The sequence below is a fragment of the Curvibacter cyanobacteriorum genome, from assembly GCF_028649475.1.
Classification (GTDB): Bacteria; Pseudomonadota; Gammaproteobacteria; order Burkholderiales; family Burkholderiaceae_C; genus Curvibacter; species Curvibacter cyanobacteriorum.
Map to the genome: position 1 here is coordinate 214,150 of NZ_JAQSIP010000003.1, position 19,456 is coordinate 233,605.

Annotated in this window: 19 protein-coding genes; 5 read left to right on the forward strand and 14 right to left on the reverse strand. The window is 68.9% G+C overall.

Annotation, left to right across the window (positions count from 1 at the left end; genetic code table 11):
* Positions 1 to 150: 150 nt before the first annotated feature.
* A complete protein-coding gene (locus tag PSQ40_RS07595) occupies positions 151 to 2,217 on the reverse strand; it encodes a diguanylate cyclase domain-containing protein (protein ID WP_273950267.1) in 2,067 nt (688 codons plus the stop codon).
* Positions 2,218 to 2,516: 299 nt separating this feature from the next.
* On the opposite strand from PSQ40_RS07595, the gene PSQ40_RS07600 reads away from it, so the two are divergent.
* A complete protein-coding gene (locus PSQ40_RS07600; protein WP_273950268.1) occupies positions 2,517 to 3,365 on the forward strand; it encodes a ZIP family metal transporter in 849 nt (282 codons plus the stop codon).
* 206 nt (positions 3,366 to 3,571) lie between these two features.
* On the opposite strand, the gene PSQ40_RS07605 is transcribed toward PSQ40_RS07600, so the two are convergent.
* The 3 genes from PSQ40_RS07605 to PSQ40_RS07615 form a co-directional block, all read right to left on the reverse strand.
* Complete coding sequence (locus PSQ40_RS07605; RefSeq protein ID WP_273950269.1) at positions 3,572 to 4,558, reverse strand: Bug family tripartite tricarboxylate transporter substrate binding protein; 987 nt, start codon at positions 4,556 to 4,558, stop codon at positions 3,572 to 3,574.
* A 122-nt stretch (positions 4,559 to 4,680) separates the two neighbouring features.
* Entirely contained in the window at positions 4,681 to 5,517 is an 837-nt protein-coding gene (locus PSQ40_RS07610; protein WP_273950270.1) for a class III extradiol dioxygenase family protein, read from the reverse strand.
* A 49-nt stretch (positions 5,518 to 5,566) separates the two neighbouring features.
* Positions 5,567 to 5,935 (reverse strand): protocatechuate 4,5-dioxygenase subunit alpha, encoded by a 369-nt coding sequence (locus PSQ40_RS07615; RefSeq protein WP_273950271.1) that lies wholly within the window; start codon positions 5,933 to 5,935, stop codon positions 5,567 to 5,569.
* A gap of 86 nt (positions 5,936 to 6,021) precedes the next feature.
* On the opposite strand from PSQ40_RS07615, the gene PSQ40_RS07620 reads away from it, so the two are divergent.
* The gene (locus PSQ40_RS07620; RefSeq protein ID WP_273950272.1) at positions 6,022 to 6,933 is read left to right on the forward strand and encodes a LysR family transcriptional regulator; all 912 of its coding nucleotides are present in this window, start codon (positions 6,022 to 6,024) and stop codon (positions 6,931 to 6,933) included.
* Here the strand turns inward: PSQ40_RS07620 and PSQ40_RS07625 are convergent.
* The gene (locus PSQ40_RS07625; RefSeq protein WP_273950273.1) at positions 6,921 to 7,889 is read right to left on the reverse strand and encodes a helix-turn-helix domain-containing protein; all 969 of its coding nucleotides are present in this window, start codon (positions 7,887 to 7,889) and stop codon (positions 6,921 to 6,923) included. The genes PSQ40_RS07620 and PSQ40_RS07625 overlap by 13 nt on opposite strands.
* A 112-nt stretch (positions 7,890 to 8,001) precedes the next feature.
* On the opposite strand from PSQ40_RS07625, the gene PSQ40_RS07630 reads away from it, so the two are divergent.
* Genes PSQ40_RS07630 through PSQ40_RS07640 form a run of 3 tightly spaced genes read left to right on the forward strand, consistent with a single transcriptional unit; the run spans position 8,002 to position 10,793 of the window.
* On the forward strand, positions 8,002 to 9,180 hold the full coding sequence (locus PSQ40_RS07630) for a cytochrome P450 (RefSeq protein ID WP_273950275.1): 1,179 nt from the start codon (positions 8,002 to 8,004) through the stop codon (positions 9,178 to 9,180).
* Positions 9,181 to 9,195: 15 nt separating this feature from the next.
* The gene (locus PSQ40_RS07635; protein ID WP_273950278.1) at positions 9,196 to 9,519 is read left to right on the forward strand and encodes a 2Fe-2S iron-sulfur cluster-binding protein; all 324 of its coding nucleotides are present in this window, start codon (positions 9,196 to 9,198) and stop codon (positions 9,517 to 9,519) included.
* Positions 9,516 to 10,793, forward strand: a complete 1,278-nt coding sequence (locus PSQ40_RS07640) for an NAD(P)/FAD-dependent oxidoreductase (RefSeq protein WP_273950279.1) — start codon at positions 9,516 to 9,518, stop codon at positions 10,791 to 10,793. Before PSQ40_RS07635 ends, PSQ40_RS07640 begins: the two co-directional genes overlap by 4 nt.
* A 6-nt stretch (positions 10,794 to 10,799) precedes the next feature.
* Here PSQ40_RS07640 and PSQ40_RS07645 read toward each other — a convergent pair whose 3' ends face one another.
* The 9 genes from PSQ40_RS07645 to PSQ40_RS07685 form a co-directional block, all read right to left on the reverse strand.
* Positions 10,800 to 11,771: a Bug family tripartite tricarboxylate transporter substrate binding protein gene (locus PSQ40_RS07645; RefSeq protein ID WP_273951147.1), complete on the reverse strand. Its 972-nt coding sequence runs from the start codon at positions 11,769 to 11,771 to the stop codon at positions 10,800 to 10,802.
* 35 nt (positions 11,772 to 11,806) lie between these two features.
* Positions 11,807 to 12,814 (reverse strand): aldo/keto reductase, encoded by a 1,008-nt coding sequence (locus PSQ40_RS07650; RefSeq protein WP_273950281.1) that lies wholly within the window; start codon positions 12,812 to 12,814, stop codon positions 11,807 to 11,809.
* 63 nt (positions 12,815 to 12,877) lie between these two features.
* Positions 12,878 to 13,843, reverse strand: a complete 966-nt coding sequence (locus PSQ40_RS07655; RefSeq protein WP_273950283.1) for a Gfo/Idh/MocA family oxidoreductase — start codon at positions 13,841 to 13,843, stop codon at positions 12,878 to 12,880.
* On the reverse strand, positions 13,840 to 14,700 hold the full coding sequence (locus tag PSQ40_RS07660) for a class III extradiol dioxygenase subunit beta (RefSeq protein WP_273950285.1): 861 nt from the start codon (positions 14,698 to 14,700) through the stop codon (positions 13,840 to 13,842). Before PSQ40_RS07660 ends, PSQ40_RS07655 begins: the two co-directional genes overlap by 4 nt.
* A 1-nt stretch (position 14,701) precedes the next feature.
* Positions 14,702 to 15,139, reverse strand: a complete 438-nt coding sequence (ligA, locus tag PSQ40_RS07665; protein ID WP_273950286.1) for a protocatechuate 4,5-dioxygenase subunit alpha — start codon at positions 15,137 to 15,139, stop codon at positions 14,702 to 14,704.
* Between the two features lie 170 nt (positions 15,140 to 15,309).
* A complete protein-coding gene (locus PSQ40_RS07670; protein WP_273950288.1) occupies positions 15,310 to 16,239 on the reverse strand; it encodes an amidohydrolase family protein in 930 nt (309 codons plus the stop codon).
* Between the two features lie 110 nt (positions 16,240 to 16,349).
* Positions 16,350 to 17,033, reverse strand: a complete 684-nt coding sequence (gene ligK / locus PSQ40_RS07675) for a 4-carboxy-4-hydroxy-2-oxoadipate aldolase/oxaloacetate decarboxylase (RefSeq protein ID WP_273950290.1) — start codon at positions 17,031 to 17,033, stop codon at positions 16,350 to 16,352.
* Between the two features lie 178 nt (positions 17,034 to 17,211).
* Complete coding sequence (locus PSQ40_RS07680) at positions 17,212 to 18,240, reverse strand: amidohydrolase family protein (protein ID WP_273950292.1); 1,029 nt, start codon at positions 18,238 to 18,240, stop codon at positions 17,212 to 17,214.
* A gap of 70 nt (positions 18,241 to 18,310) precedes the next feature.
* A complete protein-coding gene (locus tag PSQ40_RS07685) occupies positions 18,311 to 19,426 on the reverse strand; it encodes a 4-oxalomesaconate tautomerase (protein WP_273950294.1) in 1,116 nt (371 codons plus the stop codon).
* Positions 19,427 to 19,456: the final 30 nt, after the last annotated feature.

Consider the following 19,456-nt stretch of genomic DNA (forward strand, 5'->3'; position numbering starts at 1 on the left):
TCGGAAGGGGGCCCGGGCGAGCGGCTCGGGCGATTCGCCTGCATGGTGCCTGCAAGGGCCGCGGTGCGCCACCGAGTCGGTCAAAAACCCGGCGCCGGTGTCGGGTCTGTCACCCGCTCGGCCGCTCAGTCTGGGCGGGTCGTCAGTCAGTCAGGATGCCGGGGTGGCCGCCACGTGCGGGGGCGGGGGCGGCCAGTTTGGTGGGTTCGAGGCGTCCGACGCGGGGGGCAGGCTGGAGGCCAGCACATAGCGCGCACGCCCCGTTTGTTTGGCCTGGTAGAGCGCGGCGTCGGCCGCGTTGATCAGTGCGTGGGGCTGGCTTTTGGCGTCGGGCAGGCAGGCCGCCGCGCCAATGCTCATGGTCAGGCGCGAGCTGGTCAGCGACGCCACATGGGGGATGTTTTCGGTGCGCATGCGCTCCAGGCAGCGTTGGGCCACTTCGCGCGCGCCGTCCTCGGTGCTGCCCGGCAGCAGGATGACGAACTCTTCGCCACCGTAGCGGGCCACGATCTCGCCACTGCGCCGCACATCGCCCACCAACACCTGGGCCACGCGGCGCAGGCAGTCGTCGCCCGCCAGGTGGCCGTAGTGGTCGTTGTAGAGCTTGAAATGGTCGATGTCGACCAGCAGCAGCGCCAGGGGCAGTTGGTGGCGTTGGCAGCGCATCCACTCGCGCGCCATCGCGTCGTCGAAGCTGCGCCGGTTGTGGATGCCGGTCAGGCCGTCGGTCACCGACAGCGTGGCCAGGCGCTCGTTGGCGCTGGCCAGTTGCTGTTCTTTTTGCACCAGTTCGGTCACGTCGACGTGCACGCCCACGGTCATGCGCTCGGCGGTCTGGCGTTCGTGCACGCGGTACCAGCGGCCGTCGTGCATGGGCACCAGCAGGGCTGCCCCCGGTTGCCGGTGCGAGGCCAGCCGCAGGGCCGCCCAGTCGGGCCCCTGGCCCGGGCGGTCGGCGTAGTGGTGCTGCTCTTGCGAGTAACGGTTCAGTTCCTCAAAACTGCGCCCCGGTTGCAGCAGCGGGCTGAGGTCCTTGTACATCTGGCGGTACTGGGTGTTGCACAGCAGCAGCTTGTCGTCGGCGTCGTAGACGGCCAGGCCTTCGGGCAGGGCTTCGATCGCGTCCATCAGCAGCTGGCGGTTACGCAGGCCCTCGCGCTGGGCCGCCTCCAGCGCGTGGCGCTGTTTGACCATGTCGCTGACGTCCAGGCGCACCGCCACGATGTAGTTTTCGGGCGTGCGGGTCTCAAAGGCCTGCACCCAGCGCTCACCGGAGAAGGCCTGCAAGAAGGTGCGGTTGACCAGGCGCTGGCGCTCTTCAAGGCGCCGGGCCAGCCAGGCGTCTTCTTGACCGATGGCCTCCAGCACCACCTGGTGGCGCAGGCTTTCGGCAGCCATGTCGGCAAAGGCCCGCCCCACCGAGGCGGGGTAGTCGATGTGGCTGAACATGCGCTGCAGCGCGCGGTTGTAGATGACCAGCCGGTCTTGCTCGTCAAAGATCTCCAGTGCCACGGGCAGGGCGTCGAGCGCGCGCACCAGCAGGCGCCGCGCTTGCTGAGCGTCGCTGCGGGCCTCTTGCAGGGCCTGCTGTTGTCGCACGAAGTCGGTCACGTCGGTGCGCAGGCCGATCAGGCCGCCATCCGGGGTGCGGCATTCGTTGATGCGCACCCAGCGGTTCTCGCTCAGGGCCTGCAAAAAGTCCTGCCGCGGGGTGCGGTGCTCGGCCAGGCGTTGCTTGACCCAGGCGTCTTCATGGCCAATGGCCTCCAGGATCTCGCCGGCCTGGGCGGCCGTCCGGATGATGTGTTCAAAGGGCACGCCCGGCTGCAGCAGCGGGGCGATGGTCGGGTTCATCTCGCGGTAGCGGTCGCTGGCGATGATCAACCGGTCCTCGGCGTCGAACAGGGCCAGTGCGTCCGGAAAGCAGCGCAGCGCGCCTTGCAACTGCTCCCGGGCGGCACGGGCCTCGTCGCGTTCCGCGCGCAGTTGGTGCGCGGTTTGCAGGCTTTGTTGCAGTGCGCTCCAGGCGCTCAGGGTGCCCACCAGCAAGCTCACCAGGGCCAGCGCGCACACGGCGGACAGCACCGGCTGGCCCGCCATGATGAGCTGCCAGCCCGCCAGCGCCAGGGCGGCCTGGCTGAGGGCGCTGCCCAGCACCAGGGCCGTGCTGGGCCACCAGGCCGGTGGGGTCGCGGTCGACGAAGAAGGCTGGGGCATGGCTGGGGCTGATCGGGCGCCGTCGGGCGCGTCGTGGGCTGGGGTGGCGGAGGGGGACTCGCCGCAGTCTAGCAATCTGCGCGCGCAGCGTGAAGCCCCGCCCGCGGGGTGGTGGGGTGGCAGGGCTTTGCCGACCTGGCGCACCGGGGCCGCGGCGGCCCGGTAAACTTCCGGGTCCGCGATCGGACGCCCTGGCTGTCAGGGCCGTCGCCGCGGGGCGGCGCCTGTTCACGGGTGGCCCGCATTGTTGGTGCGCAGCGGGGCCTGAGGAGGGCGCTGCGCTGTTGGGTTCAAGTTCTATGACATTGGTCGCAATCATTCTCGCCACCCTGGGGGCTGGCATCGGCAGCGTTTGGGTGGCTGCGCTGCTCCTGCGGGTGGGCGTGAATTCGGGTTCGGGTGGGGTCAACGCCCAACACCTGTTGAGCCTGGCCGCGGGCGCGCTGCTGGCCACCGCCTTCATGCACCTGCTGCCCGAAGCCTTCGAGGGCAGCGTGGGCGCGCATGCGCTGTTCGCCACCTTGTTGGTCGGGGTGGTGTTCTTCTTCTTGCTGGACAAAGCCGAGCTGTGGCATCACGGCCACGAACACGGTCAAGGCCACGACCACGGCGATGGTCATGCCCATGACCATGACCATGACCACGGGCACAGCCATGCGCACCCCCCTGGGCATGGCCACGCCCACGATGGGCCGCGCGCCGGGGGCTGGTCGCTGATCACGGGCGACAGCGTGCACTGCTTTGGCGACGGCATCCTGATCGCCTCCGCCTTTGTGGCGGATGTGCACCTGGGCCTGGTGGCCGCGTTGGCCGTGCTGGCGCACGAGGTGCCGCACCACATGGGAGACCTGGTGGTCATGGGGCAGGCCAGCGGCAACCGTCGCCTGGCCTTGCTCAAGGTGTCCTTGGCGGGCGCCGTGACCATGCTGGGCGGCGTGATGGGCTTCTACCTCGTGGAGTCGCTGCCCGACTGGTTGCCGTACTTCCTGACCGTGGCCTCGAGCAGCTTCATCTACGTGGCGCTGGCGGATCTGATCCCGCAACTGCAAAAGCGCCTGACAGCCCGGCAGACCGCGGCCCAGATCAGCTGGCTGGTGCTGGGCATGGGCCTGGTCACCGCGGCCAGCCTGCTGGCGCACACCCACTGAGCCGGGGGCACGGGGTCCCTGCCACGGCGGCCCTCAGGCCGCGCCAGCCGTGTGGCGGGCGTTCGCCCTGGTGGCTGGGCCAGGGGCGCCAGTCAGGCACCGGAGGCGGGTACCGGAGGTGAATACCGACGCTGCGGGTCGCCCGGGATCGCGGGCCGGGCGCCCGTCGGGCCTCAATCGCCTGTCAATCGACCATCAATCGCCCGTCAATCGGGCGTGATGTTGCCGCTGCGGATGGCTTTTTCGTAGCGCTGGTGTTCGCTGCGGATCAGGCGGGCAAAGTCCTCGCTGCTGCCAGGCGTCACCTCGCCCCCGACCGCGGCCAGCTTGTCGCGCACGTCTTTGGACGCCAGGGCTTTTTGCAGCTCGGTGTGCAGGCGGCTGATGATGGGCTTGGGCGTGGCGGCCGGGGCCAGCAGGCCATACCAGACCGAGGCCTCGAAGCCCGGAAACCCGCTCTCCGCAATCGTCGGCACGTCCGGGAAGATGGGGCTGCGCCGGGCGCTCAGCACCGCGATCACACGCAGCCGGCCCGACTTCTGATGCGGCAGCGCTTCGAGCGCGTTCACCGCGACCAGGGGCAGTTGGCCCCCAATCACATCGGTGATCGCGGGGCCGCCGCCGCGGTAGGGCACATGGGTCAGTTGCAGGCCCGCGGCGCGCTCGAACAGCTCGACCGCCAGGTGCGGTGTCGAGCCGTTGCCGGGCGTCGCGTACTGCACGCTGTGGGGCTTGCTTTTGGCGGCCGTGATCAACTGGGCCAGGCTGCTGAAGCCCGAGGCCGGGTTGACCGCCAGCACCACCGGCACGCGGCCAATCAGGCCGATCGGGGCCAGGTCGCGTTCGGCATCGAAGGGGGCAGGCTGGTACAGCGACATGTTGGCCGCCAGCGCGTTGGCCGCCACCATCAGGGTGTAGCCGTCGGCCGGGCTGTCGATGACGCTCTTGATCGCGATGTTGCTGCCCGCGCCGGGCTTGTTCTCCACCACCACCGACTGGCCCAGTGGCCCGGTGAGCGCCTGGCCCACGGTGCGGGCCACCACGTCCACCGCGCCGCCGGCGGGGTAGCCGACCATCAGCTTGACGGGGCGTTCAGGGTAGTTGGCACTTTGCGCCTGGGCCCAGGTCGGGGCCAGCAGGGTGGCACCGAGGCCCAGGCATTGGCGGCGCGTGAAGGGGAGGCGGGGGGGCATGGCGTTTCCTTGTCTCTGCATTGAAAAGCCGGGTCGGGCCCGGCACTGTGACCGGATTCTAGGCAGAAGCGGCCGCCTCTGCTGTGCCCCCGCCAGGCCCCTTGGCGGCCTGGTCGGCCCCGTCAGGCCGCCGCAAAAGCCATGGTGCCGGCCGCGGTGTTGGAGATCGGGATGTGGTAGTTGGTGTGCACCTTGCGCACCGCGCCCGGCACCGCGCCGCGCGTGGCCAGCCACATCAGCAACTCGACGCCCTGGGTGCCGGTTTTCTCGACCAGCTCGGGGATGCTGAACTGGGTGGCCCACTCGGGTTCGTTGAACAGGCTGTCCATGAACTTGAGGTCAAAGGGCTTGTTGATGAAGCCGGCGCGTTCGCCGTCGAGTTGGTGGCTCAGGCCCCCGGTGCCGATCACCACCACCTTCTTGTCGCTGTCCCAGGCCGCAATCGCCTCGCCCACGGCGCGGCCCAGGGCCAGGCAGCGCTTGGCGCTGGGCAAGGGGAATTGCACGGTGTTGATGCAGATGGGCACGGTCAGCACCGGGCAATCGCCCTCGGGCCAGAACAGCTTGAGCGGCAGGGTGAAGGCGTGGTCGACCAGCATCTCCTGGCAGATGGTGAGGTCGAAGTCCTGCGCCACCAGGTGGTTGATCAGGTGCCAGGACAGCTCGGGTGCGCCCTTGAACGGCGGCAGGGTGGGAATGCCCCAGCCCTCATCGGCGTTCTGGTACTGGGCGGCGGCGCCGATCGCGAAGGTCGGCATCTTGTCGAGGAAGAAGTTCAGCCCGTGGTCGTTGTAGAACACCACCGCGATGTCGGGGCGCACGTCGTCAAGCCATTGGCGCACCGGCAGGAAGCCATCAAAAAAAGGCTTCCAGTAGGGCTCGTTTTGCAGGCCTTTGTGCATGGCGCCGCCAATCGCGGGCACGTGGGAAGTGGTCATGCCACCAACAATCTTGGCCATGGGGGTTCTCCGGGGTGTCAGGGTGGGAAGGGGAAGGCTGGGCGCGCGCTCAGGCGTCCAGCGTGTCGGGTTGCTGGTTCTGGGCCACCAGGCGGGCTTTGAAGGCTTCTTTGCTGAGGCCGGTCTGGGCTGCGCCCAGGTCCTGCACATCGAGGCCCAGGATGCCGGCGAACTTGGCCAGGTAGTACACATTGCCGCCCGCGGCCAGCAGGCCCAGCACGTCGCGCTCGCGGATCGCGCGGCTCTGTGCTTCGTTGAGGCCGTAGGCGCGCATGTAGGCGGCTTCGTCGGCCTTGAAGGCCTGGCGCTGTTCGGCGCTGTTGAACGAGAAGCACATCTTGTTGAGGGCATAGCCTTTTTGTGCCTGATCGCCATCAAACAGGGTGGTGCCGGGGATGGCGGGTGTCGCGGAAGTCATCGCGGTCTCCTTCGGTTGATCTGTGTCAGGCCGCGAGTATTCCGAGCTGGGCCTCAAAGATAAACAGATGGATACTCATCTAACCTATGAACAAAATCGATTGGTTGAGCTTGGACGCGCGCCTGCTGCAGCTGCTGGTCACGGTGGTCGACAGCGGCAGCGTGACCGGTGCCGCCCAGCGCCTGGGCCTGACCCAGTCGGCCGTCAGCCACGGCCTGGACCGCCTGCGGGCCATCGTCGGGCAGGCCCTGTTCGTCAAATCGGGGCGCGGCATTGTGGCCACCGCGCAAGGGCAGTTGCTGGCGCGCCGGGCGCGCGGGCTGCTGGAGGAGTTGCAGGCCTTCAGCGTGGCGGCGGGCTTCGAGCCGGCGCGCCTGACCACCTGCTTCACCATCGCGGCCAATGACCTGCAGCGCGACCTGTTGTTGCCCCCGCTGTTGCGGCGCCTGCGCGCCGAGGCGCCGGGGGTGACGCTGCGGGTCATCAAGTCGGGCGCACCAGGGCCCGCCTTGCTGCGCGATGGGGTGTGCCAGCTGATCATCACGCCGCGCCCGCCCGAGGGGTCGGACATCCTGCAAAAGCGCTTGTTCGAGGACCGCTATGTGGTGTTCTACGACGCCGAGCAGCGCGCCGCGCCGCGCCGTCGGGCCGACTACCTGGCGGCCCAGCATGTGTCGGTGCTGTACGAGCCCCGGCGCCCGCTGGACATCGACCAGACCCTGCTGAGCCAGGGCATTGAGCGCCAGTTTGTGGCTCATGTGCCGGGCCTGGCGGCCTTGGGGGCGATGCTGCGGGGCAGTGACTGGCTGGCCACCGCACCGTCCCTGCTGGCCCGCCACAGCCTGCAGGGCCTGACCCAGGCCCCGGTGCCGCTGGCCACGCCGCCGATGCCGATGTACCAGGTCTGGCACCTGCGCTCCCAGGGCGACCCGGTGCACCAGTGGCTGCGCGCCGCGCTGGAGCAGGTGGTGGCCGAGGTGCTGGTTCAGCCGGCCTGAGCCGGTGCGGCCGCGCCCTCGGCCGCGGCCAGGCCCTGGGCCTGCAGCCGATAGGCGCGCGGCGACTGGCCGGTGTGGCGCTTGAAGAAGCGGCAGAAATACGCCGGGTCCTCGAAGCCCAGGTCGAAAGCGATGCGCGAGACCGGCGCCGCGATGTGCACCAGGCGCCGGCAGGCCTCGCGCGCCAGACGGGCGTGCAGCAGCTGCTGGGCGTTGCGACCGGTCTCGGCCGCCACCATGCGGTTCAGGCGCTCGCTGGACAGGCCCAGTTGCTCGGCATAGCGCGACACCGGCCAGTGCTCGCGGTAGTGCGATTCGAGCAGCACCACCCAGCGCGTGTAAAGCGCCTGGCGGCGCGAGGGCCGCGGGCGTTCGCCGGACTCGGCCGCGCCGCGCCGGCCCAGCTGGGCCAGTCGCCAGACCACGGCGCGTGCCAGCCACAGCGGCACCGGCGCCTCGGCTGCATCGTCGGCGCTGTTTTCGGCGTGCAAGGCCTCGAACAGCGGCTGCAGGCGCGACACATCGGGCGAATCGGCGGCCAGGGGCAGGGTGCGCGGCTGGGCGAACAGCTGCTGCAAGGCCTCGCCCATGCCGGCGGCCTCGCCGTCGGCCAGCAAATGGGCGTTGACGGTCAGCACATGGCCGTCGCTGTCGGACGAGAAGCGGAACGCATGGGCCACGCCGGGCGGGATCAGCAGGGCCGCCGGGCCCTCGCAAAGGCTGCGGCTTTCGTCCAATACGGCCTCCACCCGACCCGAGCGCAGCCACAGCACCTGGTGCAAACCCTGGTGCACATGGGCATCGATTTCCCAGTCGTAGAGCCGGCTGCGCGATTCGATGGATTCGATGTGCAGCAGGGCGGCGCCGGGGCTGCCGGCCTCGCCGTACAGCGCGAAGGCCGGCAGGGTGCTGAAGCGTCGGCGGGCGGGGGCGGGCTGGCGGGGCGCGTGGGGCATGTCAGTCGGACTGCGTCAAAAGTGCAAGTATTGGCCGGCTTTCGTCCACTGTGTTTTGCCTTGGGTCAAAACAGAATGCAGCCCAGCCCCCGAGGGCAGCCCAGGAGACACCATGACCTTCAGTTTCGACCCCTATTCGCCAGCCATCGATGCCGACCCCTTTCCCTACTACAAGATCCTGCGCGACGAGCAGCCCTGCTTCTGGAGCCCCGAGGCCCAGATGTGGATCCTCTCGCGCTACGCCGACATCGTCAGCGCCGGTCAGGACTGGCAGACCTATTCGTCGGCCAGCGGCAACCTGATGACCGAGCTGCCGGGCCGCGCCGGCGCCACCCTGGGCAGCTCCGACCCACCGAAGCACGACCGCCTGCGCGGCCTGATCCAGCACGCCTTCATGAAGCGCAATCTGCTGGCGCTCGAAGCGCCCATCCGCGCCGTGGCCCAGCAGGTGTTCGGCCAGTTGCGTGGCGTCGAGCGCTTCGACTTCAAGGAGGTGTCCTCGCAGTTCACCGTCAAGGTGCTGATGGCCGCCCTGGGCCTGCCCATGGGTGACGAGGCCATCGTGGACGAGCAGACGGTGCGTGACAACGCGGTGCTGATGGTGCAAAGCGATGCGCGCACCCGCACCAAGGGCCCCGAGCACATCGCCGCCTACAACTGGATGCAGGACTACGCGAGCCGGGTGATCGCGATGCGCCGCGCCGCGCCGCGCAACGACCTGATCAGCAACTTCGCGCTGGCCGAGATCGACGGCGACCGCCTGGACGACCGCGAGGTGCTGCTGACCACCACCACCCTGATCATGGCCGGCGTCGAGTCGCTGGGCGGCTTCATGATGATGTTCGCCTACAACCTGGCCAGCTTCGAGGAGGCGCGCCGGGCCGTGGTGGCCAACCCGGCCCTGCTGCCCGACGCGATCGAGGAGTCGCTGCGCTTCAACACCTCGGCCCAGCGCTTCCGGCGCCGCCTGATGAAGGACGTCAGCCTGCATGGCCAGACCATGAGGGCCGGCGACTTCGTCTGCCTGGCCTACGGCTCGGGCAACCGCGACGAGCGCCAGTACCCCCACCCCGATGTCTACGACATCACGCGCAAGCCGCGCGGCCACCTGGGCTTTGGTGGCGGCGTGCACGCCTGCCTGGGCACGGCCATCGCGCGCCTGGCGGTGAAGATCGCCTTCGAGGAATTCCACCAGGTGGTGCCCGAGTACCGCCGCCTGCAGGACCAACTGGCCTGGATGCCTTCTTCCACCTTCCGCAGCCCGCTGGTGCTGGACCTGAGCACCCGCTGAACCTGGAGCCCCCTTATGACCACCCTGACCTACCTTGAAGCCTCGGGCACCGCCACCGCCATCGACGTGCCCGACGGCTGGAGCCTGATGCAGGCCGCCATTGCCAATGGCATCGAAGGCATCCTCGGCGAATGCGGCGGCTCCTGCGCCTGCGCCACCTGCCACTGCTACGTCGACGATCAGCTGATGGCGGTGCTGCCGCCGCCCAGCGCCGGTGAACTGGACATGCTCGACAACGTGGCCGCCGAGCGGCGCCCCAACAGCCGCCTCGCCTGCCAGATCAAGGCCAGCCCGGCCCTGGCTGGTGGCTCGCTGCAACTGCCCGAGGTGCAGGAATGACGCTGGCCCGTGGCGCGCTGCCCGAGGCCATGGCGCCCGAAGGCCATCTGGTGATTGTGGGCGCCGGCCAGGCCGGCCTGATGGCGGCCGAGGCCTTGCGCAGCGCCGGCAGCCCGGCCGCCATCACCCTGATCGGTGACGAGCCCCATGCGCCGTACCACCGCCCGCCGCTGTCCAAGGCCTGGCTGGCCGGCGAGATGGATGCGGCCCAGTTGCTGATGCGCGCGCCCGAGATGCTGGCGCGCAAGCAGATCACGCTGCAGACCGGGGTCACGGTGCAGGCCATCGATCGGGCGGCCCAAAGCGTGCGCTTGTCCGACGGCCGCGCGCTGCATTACAGCGGCCTGGTGCTGGCCACCGGCGCCACGCCTCGGCGCCTGTCATGGCCCGGCGCCGAGGCCGCCAACGTGCTGACCCTGCGCAGTCGCGACGACGCCTTGGCCATCGCCGCCGGGCTGGCCCGTTGCCAGGCCGAGGGCCTGCCCCTGGTGGTGATCGGCGGCGGCTTCATCGGCCTGGAGGTGGCGGCCACGGCGCGCAAGAAGGGCGTGGCCGTGACCGTGCTCGAAGCCGCGCCGCGCCTGCTGGGGCGGGTGCTGAGCCCGCAATTGTCCGACTGGTATGCCGCGCTGCACCGCCGCCACGGGGTGGCGCTGGAACTGGGCGTCACCATCGAGCGTCTGGTGGTGCACGACGGTCAGGCCCGGGCCGTGCAACTGGCCGATGGCCGCGAGCTGCCCTGCGCGCTGGTGGTGCTGGGGGTGGGCGTGCAGCCCAACGATGCCCTGGCCCGTGAGGCCGGCCTGGTGGTGGACCGGGGCATCGTGGTCGATGCCTGCGGCCGCACCGCCGACCCCCGCATCGTGGCCGCCGGTGATTGCGCCGCGCGCCGCCTGCCTGACGGCCGGCTGCTGCGCCTGGAGTCGGTGCAGAACGCCTCCGAGCAGGGCAAGGCCGCGGCCGCCGCCCTGCTGGGTCAGGAGCGGCCCTTCACGGCCACGCCCTGGTTCTGGTCCGACCAGTACGAGCGCAAGCTGCAGATGGCCGGCCTGTCCGAAGGGGCTGACCAGGCCGTGCTGCGCGGCCGCCTGGACGACGACAGTCCGTTCTCGGTCTTCCAGTACCGCGGCGGGCGGCTGCTGGCGGTGGATTCGGTCAACGCCGCCAAAGACCACTTGACGGCCCGCAAGCTGCTCGATGCGGGCGTGTCGCCCACGCCCGAGCAGGCGGCGGATCCGGGCTTCAACCTGGCCAGTCTGCTGAACCCGGCCTGAGTCCGCTCACTCCGGCGTGATGCCGGCTCGGCGCACCACCTCGCCCCAGTGCTTGATCTCGCTGTTCAACAGCTGGCTCAGCTCGGCCGGGGTGCCGGCTTGGGGCTTGACGCCGAGCTTCAGCAGCGCGCTTTGCACCGCGGGCTGGGCCAGGGCGTCGCGGGCGGCCGCGTTCAGCCGATCCAGCGCCTGCGGCGGCGTGCCCGCCGGGGCGGCGAGCGCGTTCCAGCTGTCCACCTCGTACTGCGCCACGCCTTGTTCTTTGACGGTGGCGACCTCGGGCAGGCCGCTGAAACGCTGTGCCCCGGTCACCGCCAGCAGGCGCAGGGCCTGCGCCTGCACCTGGGGCAGCAGCGGGCTGAGGATCTCAAAGCCCAGGTCCACTTCGCCCGCGCGCAGCGCCTGCAGCAGGGCCGGCGAGCCCTTGTAGGGCACCACCGTGGCCTCGATGCCCGCGCGTGACTTGAACAACTCGGCCGCCAGGTGCTGGGTGCTGCCCGGGGCGATGCTGCCCAGCGTCAGCCGCCCGGGCTGGGCACGCGCGTAGGCCAGCAGGTCGGCCAGGGTCTTGAAGCGCGACGTGGCGGGCACCGCCAGCCCCAGGTCAAAAAAGCCCAGGGTGCTGATGGGCGCGAGCTGGCGCGTGACGTCAAACGGCAGCTTCTTGAACAGGTGCACGCTGACGGCGCTGGCGTTGCTCATCAGCAGCAGGGTGTGGCCGTCGGGCGCGGCCTGCACCACCAGGCTGGTGGCCACAATGCCCCCCGCGCCGGGGCGGTTGTCGACCACCACGGGCTGCTTGAGCACGCTGCCCATGGCCTGCCCCACGACCCGCGCGGTCAGGTCGGCCACGCCCCCCGCCGCAAAGGGCACCACCAGGGTGATGGGCCGCTGCGGGAACGTGCTCTGTGCGCGGGCTGGGGCACTGAGCAGGCCCGGGCCTGCCAGGCTGGCCAGCGCCCCCAGCGCCACCAGCATTGGCCGGCGGCGCAGGGCCGGGGTCAGCGGGGCGCTCAAGCGCCAAACTCCTCGGTGTCGATCTCCACCTGGTTGCCGGCGTTGTAGCGCGGCCCGTGCACGGTGTGGCGGTTGATCAGTTGGTCCAGACTGGCCATTTGCGCCGCGTTCAAACGGACTTGGAGCGCGCCCCAGTTCTCTTCGAGGTGGTCGATGCGCGTGGTGCCCGGGATCGGGATGATGTGGGGCGCGCGTTGCAGCAGCCAGGCCAGCGCGAGCTGGGCCAGGCTGCAGCCGGCCTCGCGTGCCACCTCGGCCACGCCGTCGAGCAGGCGCAGGTTGGCCGCGTAGGTGTCGGGGGCGAAGCGCGGCATGGCGCGGCGGATGTCCTTGGCGTCGAAGGCGCTCACATCGCGCACCTGGCCGGTCAGGAAGCCGCGCGCCACCGGGCTGAAGGCGACAAACGCGGTGCCGAGTTCGGCGCAGGCGTCGAGCACCGCGATCTCGGGGTTGCGCGTCCACAGCGAGTACTCGGTCTGCACCGCGGTGATGGGGTGCACCGCATGGGCGCGGCGCAGCGTGGCGGCCGACACCTCGCTCAGGCCGATGCTGCGGATCTTGCCGGCGCGCACCAGGTCGGCCAGCGCGCCCACCGAGTCCTCGATCGGCACCTGCTTGTCCCAGCGGTGCAGGTAGTACAGGTCGATCACGTCGGTCTGCAGGCGGCGCAGGCTGTCTTCGCAGGTGGCGCGCAGGGTCTCGGGGCGGCCATCGATGACGCGCTTGACGCCATCGGGAAAGCGCACGCCCTGCATGCCGCATTTGCTGGCCAGGGTGAATTTCTGACGGTGCTTGGCCAGCACCTGGCCGACCAGGGTTTCGTTGGCACCAAAACCGTACAGCGCGGCGGTGTCGAACAGGGTCACGCCGAGGTCGAGCGCGCGCAGCAGCAGGCGCTCGGCGTCCTCGAACGAGGGCGGCTGGCCATAGGCATGGCTCAGGTTCATGCAGCCCAGGCCGATGGGGCTGACGTGGAAGGGGCCGAGGGGTCGGGTCGCGGTCATGGGTGGGTCCTCCAATGAAAACGGCCCCAGCGGGGGCGGGGGCCGTGAAGGGGCAGGGGGTGCTCAGGCGGCGTTGAGTTGCTGTTCCAGGTCGTGCAGCACCTTGTAGCAGGGCAGCACCTGGGCCACGCTGGAGTTGGGCTCACGGCCTTCGCGGATGGCGGCAAAGAACTCGCGGTCCTGCAGCTCGATGCCGTTCATGGACACGTCCACTTGCGACACATCGATTTTTTCCTCCTTGCCATTCACCAGGTCATCGTAACGGGCGATGTAGGTCGAGGTGTCGCCGATGTAGCGGAAGAAGGTGCCCAGCGGGCCGTCGTTGTTGAACGACAGGGAGAGCGTGCAGATGGCGCCGTTGGCGGCCTTGAGCTGGATCGACATGTCCATGGCGATGCCCAGCGTCGGGTGGATCGGGCCCTGGATGGCGTTGGCCTTCACGATCGGGCTGCCGCACTGGTAGGCGAACAGGTCCACGGTGTGGGCGGCGTGGTGCCACAGCAGGTGGTCGGTCCAGCTGCGCGGCTGGCCCAGCGCGTTCATGTTGGTGCGACGGAAGAAGTAGGTCTGCACATCCATCTGCTGGATGTTGAACTCACCGGCCTGGATCTTCTTGTGCACGTACTGGTGGCTGGGGTTGAAGCGGCGGGTGTGGCCGCACATGGCGACCAGGCCGCTGCTCCGGGCCAGTGCCACGACGTCTTCGGCGTCCTTCCAACTGTCGGCCAGCGGGATTTCGACCTGCACATGCTTGCCGGCCTTCAGGCAGGCCAAGCTTTGCGCGGCGTGCATCTGGGTCGGCGTGCACAGGATCACGGCGTCGACTTCAGGCAGGGCCAGGCTGTCGGCCAGGTCGGTGGTGACGTGACCGATGCCGTACTTGGCGGCCACTTCGCGGGTCTTCTCGAGGTCGCGGCTGATCAGCGACACCACTTCGACGCCGTCGATGTTCTTGATGCCGTCCAGGTGCTTGATGCCAAAGGCACCGGCGCCCGCGAGGGCGACTTTGATGGTCTTGCTGTTGCTCATGCTTGGTTCTCCAAAATCAGGTGACCCACGGCGGTGTTGGACGCCGGGACGTGAAAGAAACGGTGCTTGACGAGGGGCGGCTGGCTGCCGCCGTTGACGTCGTCCATCGCGCCACGCGCGATCAGCCACATCACGAGTTCGATGCCCTCGGAGCCGGCTTCACGCACGTACTCGATGTGCGGCACCTGGGACAGGCCATCGGGGTCGGCGATCAGGCGGTCCAGGAAGGCGTTGTCCCATTCCTTGTTGATCAACCCGGCGCGCGGGCCCTGCAGCTGGTGGCTCATGCCCCCGGTGCCCCAGATGTGCACGTTGAGGTTCTCATCGAAGCTGTCCACCGCCTTGCGGATCGCCCGGCCCAGGTTGTAGCAGCGGCGGCCCGAGGGCACCGGGTACTGCACCACGTTGACCGCGAACGGGATGACGGGGCAGGGCCACGCTTCGGGCTGGCCACACATCAGCGACAGCGGCACGGTCAGGCCGTGGTCCACGTCCATCTTGTTGACGATGGTGAGGTCGAAGTCCTGCTGGATCACGCTTTGCGCGATGTGGCTGGCCAGCTCGGGGTGGCCGATGACCTTGGGCACCGGGCGCGGGCCCCAGCCCTCGTCAGCGGGCTGGAACTCGGCGGCGGTGCCGATGGCGAAGGTCGGGATCATCTCCAGGCTGAAGGCCGTGGCGTGGTCGTTGTAGACCAGGAAGATGACGTCGGGTCGGTTGTCCTTCATCCATTGTTTGGAGTACTCGTAGCCCTTGAACAGGGGCTGCCAGTAGGCCTCCTCGGTCTTGCCGAGGTCAATGGCCGCGCCGATGGCGGGGACGTGCGAGGTGAAGACGGATGCAGTGATCTTGGCCATGTCAGGCTTTCTGGTGGGCGCTGCCCTGGGGTTGTCGGTGGGCCTGGGCGTCGCCGTCTTCGCCGATGTAGCGGTTGCCTTCAACCGAGCGGCCGCCCTTGATCATCATGTTGCGGTACTCCTCTTCGGTCATGCCGGTCATCGAGCCTGCCATCTGCTGGAAGCTCTTGCCGTCGGTGGCGCCAATCTTGGCCAGGAAGTAGATGTTGCCGCCCGCGGCCATGCAGCGGTTCAGGTCGCGCGTCAGCACGCCTTGCTTTTGTTCCTCGGTCATCGGCCATTCGTCCAGGTAGGCACGCTCGTTGGCCTTGAAACGTTCGCGGTTCTCGGCCTTCATCAGCGACATGCAGAACTGGTTGAGCCAGTAGCCCTTGCGGCTTTGCTCGGCGTCGAAGATGGTCGTGCCGGGCACGTCCAGGTAGGGTTTATCAAGTGCCATTCAAACTCTCCATTAAAACGGTCCAAATCGCCGCCGGGCCGCCCCAAGGCGATTTGCACCCCCTCGGGGGGCAGCGACCCGCGCAGCGGCGGAGCGTGGGGGCATTGCGATCGCCGGGCCGCCCCAAGGCGATTTGCACCCCCTCAGGGGGCAGCGGCGGAGCGTGGGGGTCATTCTTCCGGCCAGTACAGGCGCATGGGGTTGCTGACCAGCAATTTTTGCTGCAACTCAGCCGTCGGCGCAATGTGCGGGATGAAGTCCACCAGCAGGCCATCGTCGGGCATGTGGTCCTTGAGGTTGGGGTGCGGCCAGTCGGTGCCCCACAGCACGCGGTCGGGGAACTCCTCCACCACGCGCTTGGCGAAGGGGATCACGTCGGTGTAGGCATTTTGTTCGCCGTTCAGGGCCTTGGGGCCGCTGACGCTCAGGCGCTCGGGGCAGCTTACCTTGCTCCACACGTTCGGGTGCTCGCGCATGAACTTCAGGAACAGCTGGAACTCGGGGCCGTCGAGGGGCTTGCTGACGTCCGGGCGGCCCATGTGGTCGACCACCACGGTGGTGGGCAGGGCGGTGAAGAAGTCCCACAGCTCGGGCAGGTCCACCGCCTCGAAGTAGATCACCACATGCCAACCCCATTTGGCGATGCGGCCGGCGATCTCCAGCAGCTCGTCCTTGGGCGTGAAGTCGACCAGGCGCTTGACGAAGTTGAAGCGCACGCCGCGCACGCCGGCGTCGTGCATGGCCTGGATCTCTGCGTCGCTCACGCTGCGCTTGACCGTGGCCACGCCGCGGGCCTTGCCGTTGGAGTGGACCAGGGCATCGACCATGGCGCGGTTGTCGGCGCCGTGGCAGGTGGCTTGCACCACCACATTGCGGGCAAAGCCCAGGTGGTCGCGCAGGGCGTAGAGCTGGGCCTTGCTGGCGTCGCAAGGGGTGTACTTGCGCTCGGGGGCGTAGGGGAACTCGGCGCCGGGGCCGAACACGTGGCAGTGCGCGTCGACGCTGCCTGCGGGCAGTTGGAAGCGCGGCTGGCTCGGGCCGTCGTACCAGTCCAGCCAGCCGGAGGTCTTGGTGAAATCGCCTGTCGTGGGTTTGCTCATGTCAGTCTCTCGGGGTGAGCGCCGGGCCGCTGCCGAAGGGGGGCGGACCGGGCGGGCAATCAGGGGGAACGTGCGCCCAGGGCCACAGGCCCGGGGCGGTGCGCGTGGCGTCAGTCGATGTACTTGAGGCCGGCGGCGGCCAGCGGTTCGCGCATCTTGTACATGTCCAGGCCCAGCACGCCGCTGGCCAGCTTGGCGCGCTTTTCGCCTTCGAACGATTCGCGCTTTTGGGCCGCGGCCAGGGTCTCGGCAGCGCGGGCGGCGGGCACGCAGACCACGCCGTCGTCGTCGGCCACGATCACGTCACCCGGTGTCACCAGCATGCCGGCGCAGACCACGGGGATGTTGACCGAGCCCAGGGTGGCCTTGATGGTGCCCTTGCTGCTGATGGCCTTGCTCCAGACCGGGAAGTTCATCTCTTGCAGCGTGGCCACATCGCGCACACCGGCGTCGATGATCAGGGCGCGCGCGCCACGGGCCTGGAAGCTGGTGGCCAGCAGGTCGCCAAAGTAGCCGTCGGTGCACTCGGCGGTGACGGCGGCGACCACGATGTCGCCGGGCTGAATCTGCTCCGCCGCGACGTGCATCATCCAGTTGTCGCCCGGCTGCAGCAGCACGGTGACGGCCGTGCCCGAGACCTTTTGGCCCGCGTAGATGGGGCGCATGTAGGGCTTCAACAGGCCGACGCGGCCCATGGCTTCGTGCACGGTGGCGCTGCCCAGGGCCGCGAGGCCATCGGCGGCGGCGCGGTCGGCGCGGGTGATGTTGCGGTAGACAACTCCGAGTTCGTACATGTCTTGATTCCCAAGTGTGTTCAGTGGTTGAAGAGGGGGCGGAGGGGGCGGAAGGGGCGGAGGCCGGGGTGAGCGCTTGGCTCCGTGTCCCCCGCCCGCTTGGCGGGCTCCGCCTTGACCTGCGCCAAACGCTCACCCCGGCCTCTTGCGACGACAGGGCGCGCGCGCTCGCTCGAAATTACTTTCCCTTGGCTTTCAACTGCGCGTCCAGGCGCGGGAAGACGCGGCGGGCGTTGCCTTCGTAGACCTTGTAGCGGTCTTCGTCGCTGAGGTTGGGGGTGGCGGCGACGTAGCGCTTGGTGTCGTCGTAGTAGTGGCCGGTTTCAGGGTCGATGCCGCGCACGGCGCCAATCATCTCGCTGGCGAACAGGATGTTGTCGACCGGGATCACCTTGGTCAGCAGGTCGATGCCCGGCTGGTGGTAGACGCAGGTGTCAAAGAAGATGTTGTTCAGCAGGTGGTCTTTGAGCAGCGGCTTCTTGAGTTCTTGCGCCAGACCGCGGAAACGGCCCCAGTGGTAAGGCACGGCGCCGCCGCCGTGCGGGATCAGGAACTTCAGCGTCGGGAAGTCCTTGAACAGGTCGCTGGTCAGGCACTGCATGAAGGCCGTGGTGTCGGCGTTCAGGTAGTGCGCGCCGGTGGTGTGGAAGCAGCTGTTGCAGCTGGTACTGACGTGGATCATGGCCGGGATGTCGTACTCGACCATCTTTTCGTAGATGGGGTACCAGTGGCGGTCGGACAGCGGCGGGCTGGTCCAGTGGCCGCCCGACGGATCGGGGTTCAGGTTGATGCCGACGTTGCCGTACTGCTCGACGCACTTGACCAGCTCGGGGATGGAGGTGGCCGGGTCGACGCCGGGCGACTGCGGCAGCATGGCCGCCGGAACGAAGTGCTCAGGGAACAGCTGGCTGACGCGGTAGCACAGCTCGTTGCAGATGGCGGCCCAGGTCGAGGACACGTTGAAGTCGCCGATGTGGTGGGCCATGAAGCTGGCGCGCGGGCTGAAGATGGTCAGGTCCGAGCCGCGCTCCTTCATCAGGCGCAGCTGGTTGGTCTCGATCGACTCGCGCAGTTCGTCGTCGCTGATCTTCAGGTCCGAGGCCTTGGGGGCCTTGCTCGGGTCCTTCAGGGCAGCGATCTGCAGGTCGCGCCAGGCGCCCAGGGCGGCCGGGGCGGTGGTGTAGTGGCCGTGTACGTCGATGATCATTGCTCTCTCTCCAGTGTGTTCAGTTGGGTTCGGGGGCGGGCAGGCACGCGGCCAGCCCGGTGGCAGAGGCTCAGCGCGCGGGTGCCCAGACGCTGGCGGGCACCATCGCCTCGCCACGCATCAGCAGGCGGGCGGTGCGCAGCAGGGCGGCCTTGGTGACGGCCTGGCCGCCAGGCGCGTCGGCCGCGGGTTCGGTGGCCAGCTCGACGCTGAACTCGCCGGTCGGGTGTTCCACCGACACCTTCTTGCTGGCGCCCTCGGGCACCACGGCCACGCCGTCGCAGACCGAGCCCTGGAGCACGCAGGCGGTGCCCACGGTGACGGCCGCCAGCACGCCGATGGCGTCGTGGCAGACGTGCGGGATGAAGCTGCGGGTGCTCAGTGCCCCGCCGTCGCGCGGCGGCGCGATCAGGGTCATCTTGGGGTAGTTCTTGGGCGTCACGTCGCCCAGGCCCATGGCGTGGCCGGCGGCAATGCGCAGGCGTTCGATGCGGGCCTTGAGTTCGGTGTCGGCGTTCAGCTCGGCCACGCTTTCATAGCCGGTGCGGCCCACGTCGGCGGCCTTGAAGATCACCAGCGGCATGCCGTTGTCGATGCAGGTCACGGCCACGCCATCGATCACATCGCGCACGTTCCCGGTGGGCAGCAGGCCCGGCGCCACCGAACCGGCGGTGTCCAGGAAGTTGATGGTGATCGGGGCCGAACTGCCCGGTGCGCCGTCGATGCGCGCGTCGCCCGCGTACTCGACATGGCGCTGGCCGTTCGGGCCCAGCGGGGTTTGCACCGTGATGTCGCACTGCATGTCGGTGTTCAGGGTCAGCACGCGGAAGGTGCTGGTGTCCCCTTGGGCCTGCACCAGGCCGCGCTCCAGCGCAAACGGCACCACGGCGGCCAGCATGTTGCCGCAGTTGGGGGTGGTGTCCACCGTGTCCTTGTCGGGCTGCAACTGGGCAAACAGGAAGTCGAGGTCCACGCCCGGGGTGGTGCTGGGGCGCACGATGCCCACCTTGCTGGTCAGCGGGTGGGCGCCGCCCAGGCCGTCGATCTGGCGTTTGTCGGGCGAGCCCATGACCGACAGCAGCACGCGGTCGCGCGTGGGCAGGTCAGCCGGCAGGTCGGTTTCCAGGAAGAACGGCCCCTTGGAGGTGCCGCCGCGCATGAACAGACAGGGGATGGGGGTTTGCATGGCCGCGATTCTGGCCATGCCGGGGCCATC

Excerpts from the sequence above, each read along its gene's own strand:
- PSQ40_RS07595 (WP_273950267.1), bottom strand. The coding sequence starts at position 2,217 with ATGCCCCAGCCTTCTTCGTCGACCGCGACCCCACCGGCCTGGTGGCCC.
- PSQ40_RS07600 (WP_273950268.1), top strand. The coding sequence starts at position 2,517 with ATGACATTGGTCGCAATCATTCTCGCCACCCTGGGGGCTGGCATCGGC.
- PSQ40_RS07605 (WP_273950269.1), bottom strand. The coding sequence starts at position 4,558 with ATGCCCCCCCGCCTCCCCTTCACGCGCCGCCAATGCCTGGGCCTCGGT.
- PSQ40_RS07610 (WP_273950270.1), bottom strand. The coding sequence starts at position 5,517 with ATGGCCAAGATTGTTGGTGGCATGACCACTTCCCACGTGCCCGCGATT.
- PSQ40_RS07615 (WP_273950271.1), bottom strand. The coding sequence starts at position 5,935 with ATGACTTCCGCGACACCCGCCATCCCCGGCACCACCCTGTTTGATGGC.
- PSQ40_RS07620 (WP_273950272.1), top strand. The coding sequence starts at position 6,022 with ATGAACAAAATCGATTGGTTGAGCTTGGACGCGCGCCTGCTGCAGCTG.
- PSQ40_RS07625 (WP_273950273.1), bottom strand. The coding sequence starts at position 7,889 with ATGCCCCACGCGCCCCGCCAGCCCGCCCCCGCCCGCCGACGCTTCAGC.
- PSQ40_RS07630 (WP_273950275.1), top strand. The coding sequence starts at position 8,002 with ATGACCTTCAGTTTCGACCCCTATTCGCCAGCCATCGATGCCGACCCC.
- PSQ40_RS07635 (WP_273950278.1), top strand. The coding sequence starts at position 9,196 with ATGACCACCCTGACCTACCTTGAAGCCTCGGGCACCGCCACCGCCATC.
- PSQ40_RS07640 (WP_273950279.1), top strand. The coding sequence starts at position 9,516 with ATGACGCTGGCCCGTGGCGCGCTGCCCGAGGCCATGGCGCCCGAAGGC.
- PSQ40_RS07645 (WP_273951147.1), bottom strand. The coding sequence starts at position 11,771 with ATGCTGGTGGCGCTGGGGGCGCTGGCCAGCCTGGCAGGCCCGGGCCTG.
- PSQ40_RS07650 (WP_273950281.1), bottom strand. The coding sequence starts at position 12,814 with ATGACCGCGACCCGACCCCTCGGCCCCTTCCACGTCAGCCCCATCGGC.
- PSQ40_RS07655 (WP_273950283.1), bottom strand. The coding sequence starts at position 13,843 with ATGAGCAACAGCAAGACCATCAAAGTCGCCCTCGCGGGCGCCGGTGCC.
- PSQ40_RS07660 (WP_273950285.1), bottom strand. The coding sequence starts at position 14,700 with ATGGCCAAGATCACTGCATCCGTCTTCACCTCGCACGTCCCCGCCATC.
- ligA (WP_273950286.1), bottom strand. The coding sequence starts at position 15,139 with ATGGCACTTGATAAACCCTACCTGGACGTGCCCGGCACGACCATCTTC.
- PSQ40_RS07670 (WP_273950288.1), bottom strand. The coding sequence starts at position 16,239 with ATGAGCAAACCCACGACAGGCGATTTCACCAAGACCTCCGGCTGGCTG.
- ligK (WP_273950290.1), bottom strand. The coding sequence starts at position 17,033 with ATGTACGAACTCGGAGTTGTCTACCGCAACATCACCCGCGCCGACCGC.
- PSQ40_RS07680 (WP_273950292.1), bottom strand. The coding sequence starts at position 18,240 with ATGATCATCGACGTACACGGCCACTACACCACCGCCCCGGCCGCCCTG.
- PSQ40_RS07685 (WP_273950294.1), bottom strand. The coding sequence starts at position 19,426 with ATGCAAACCCCCATCCCCTGTCTGTTCATGCGCGGCGGCACCTCCAAG.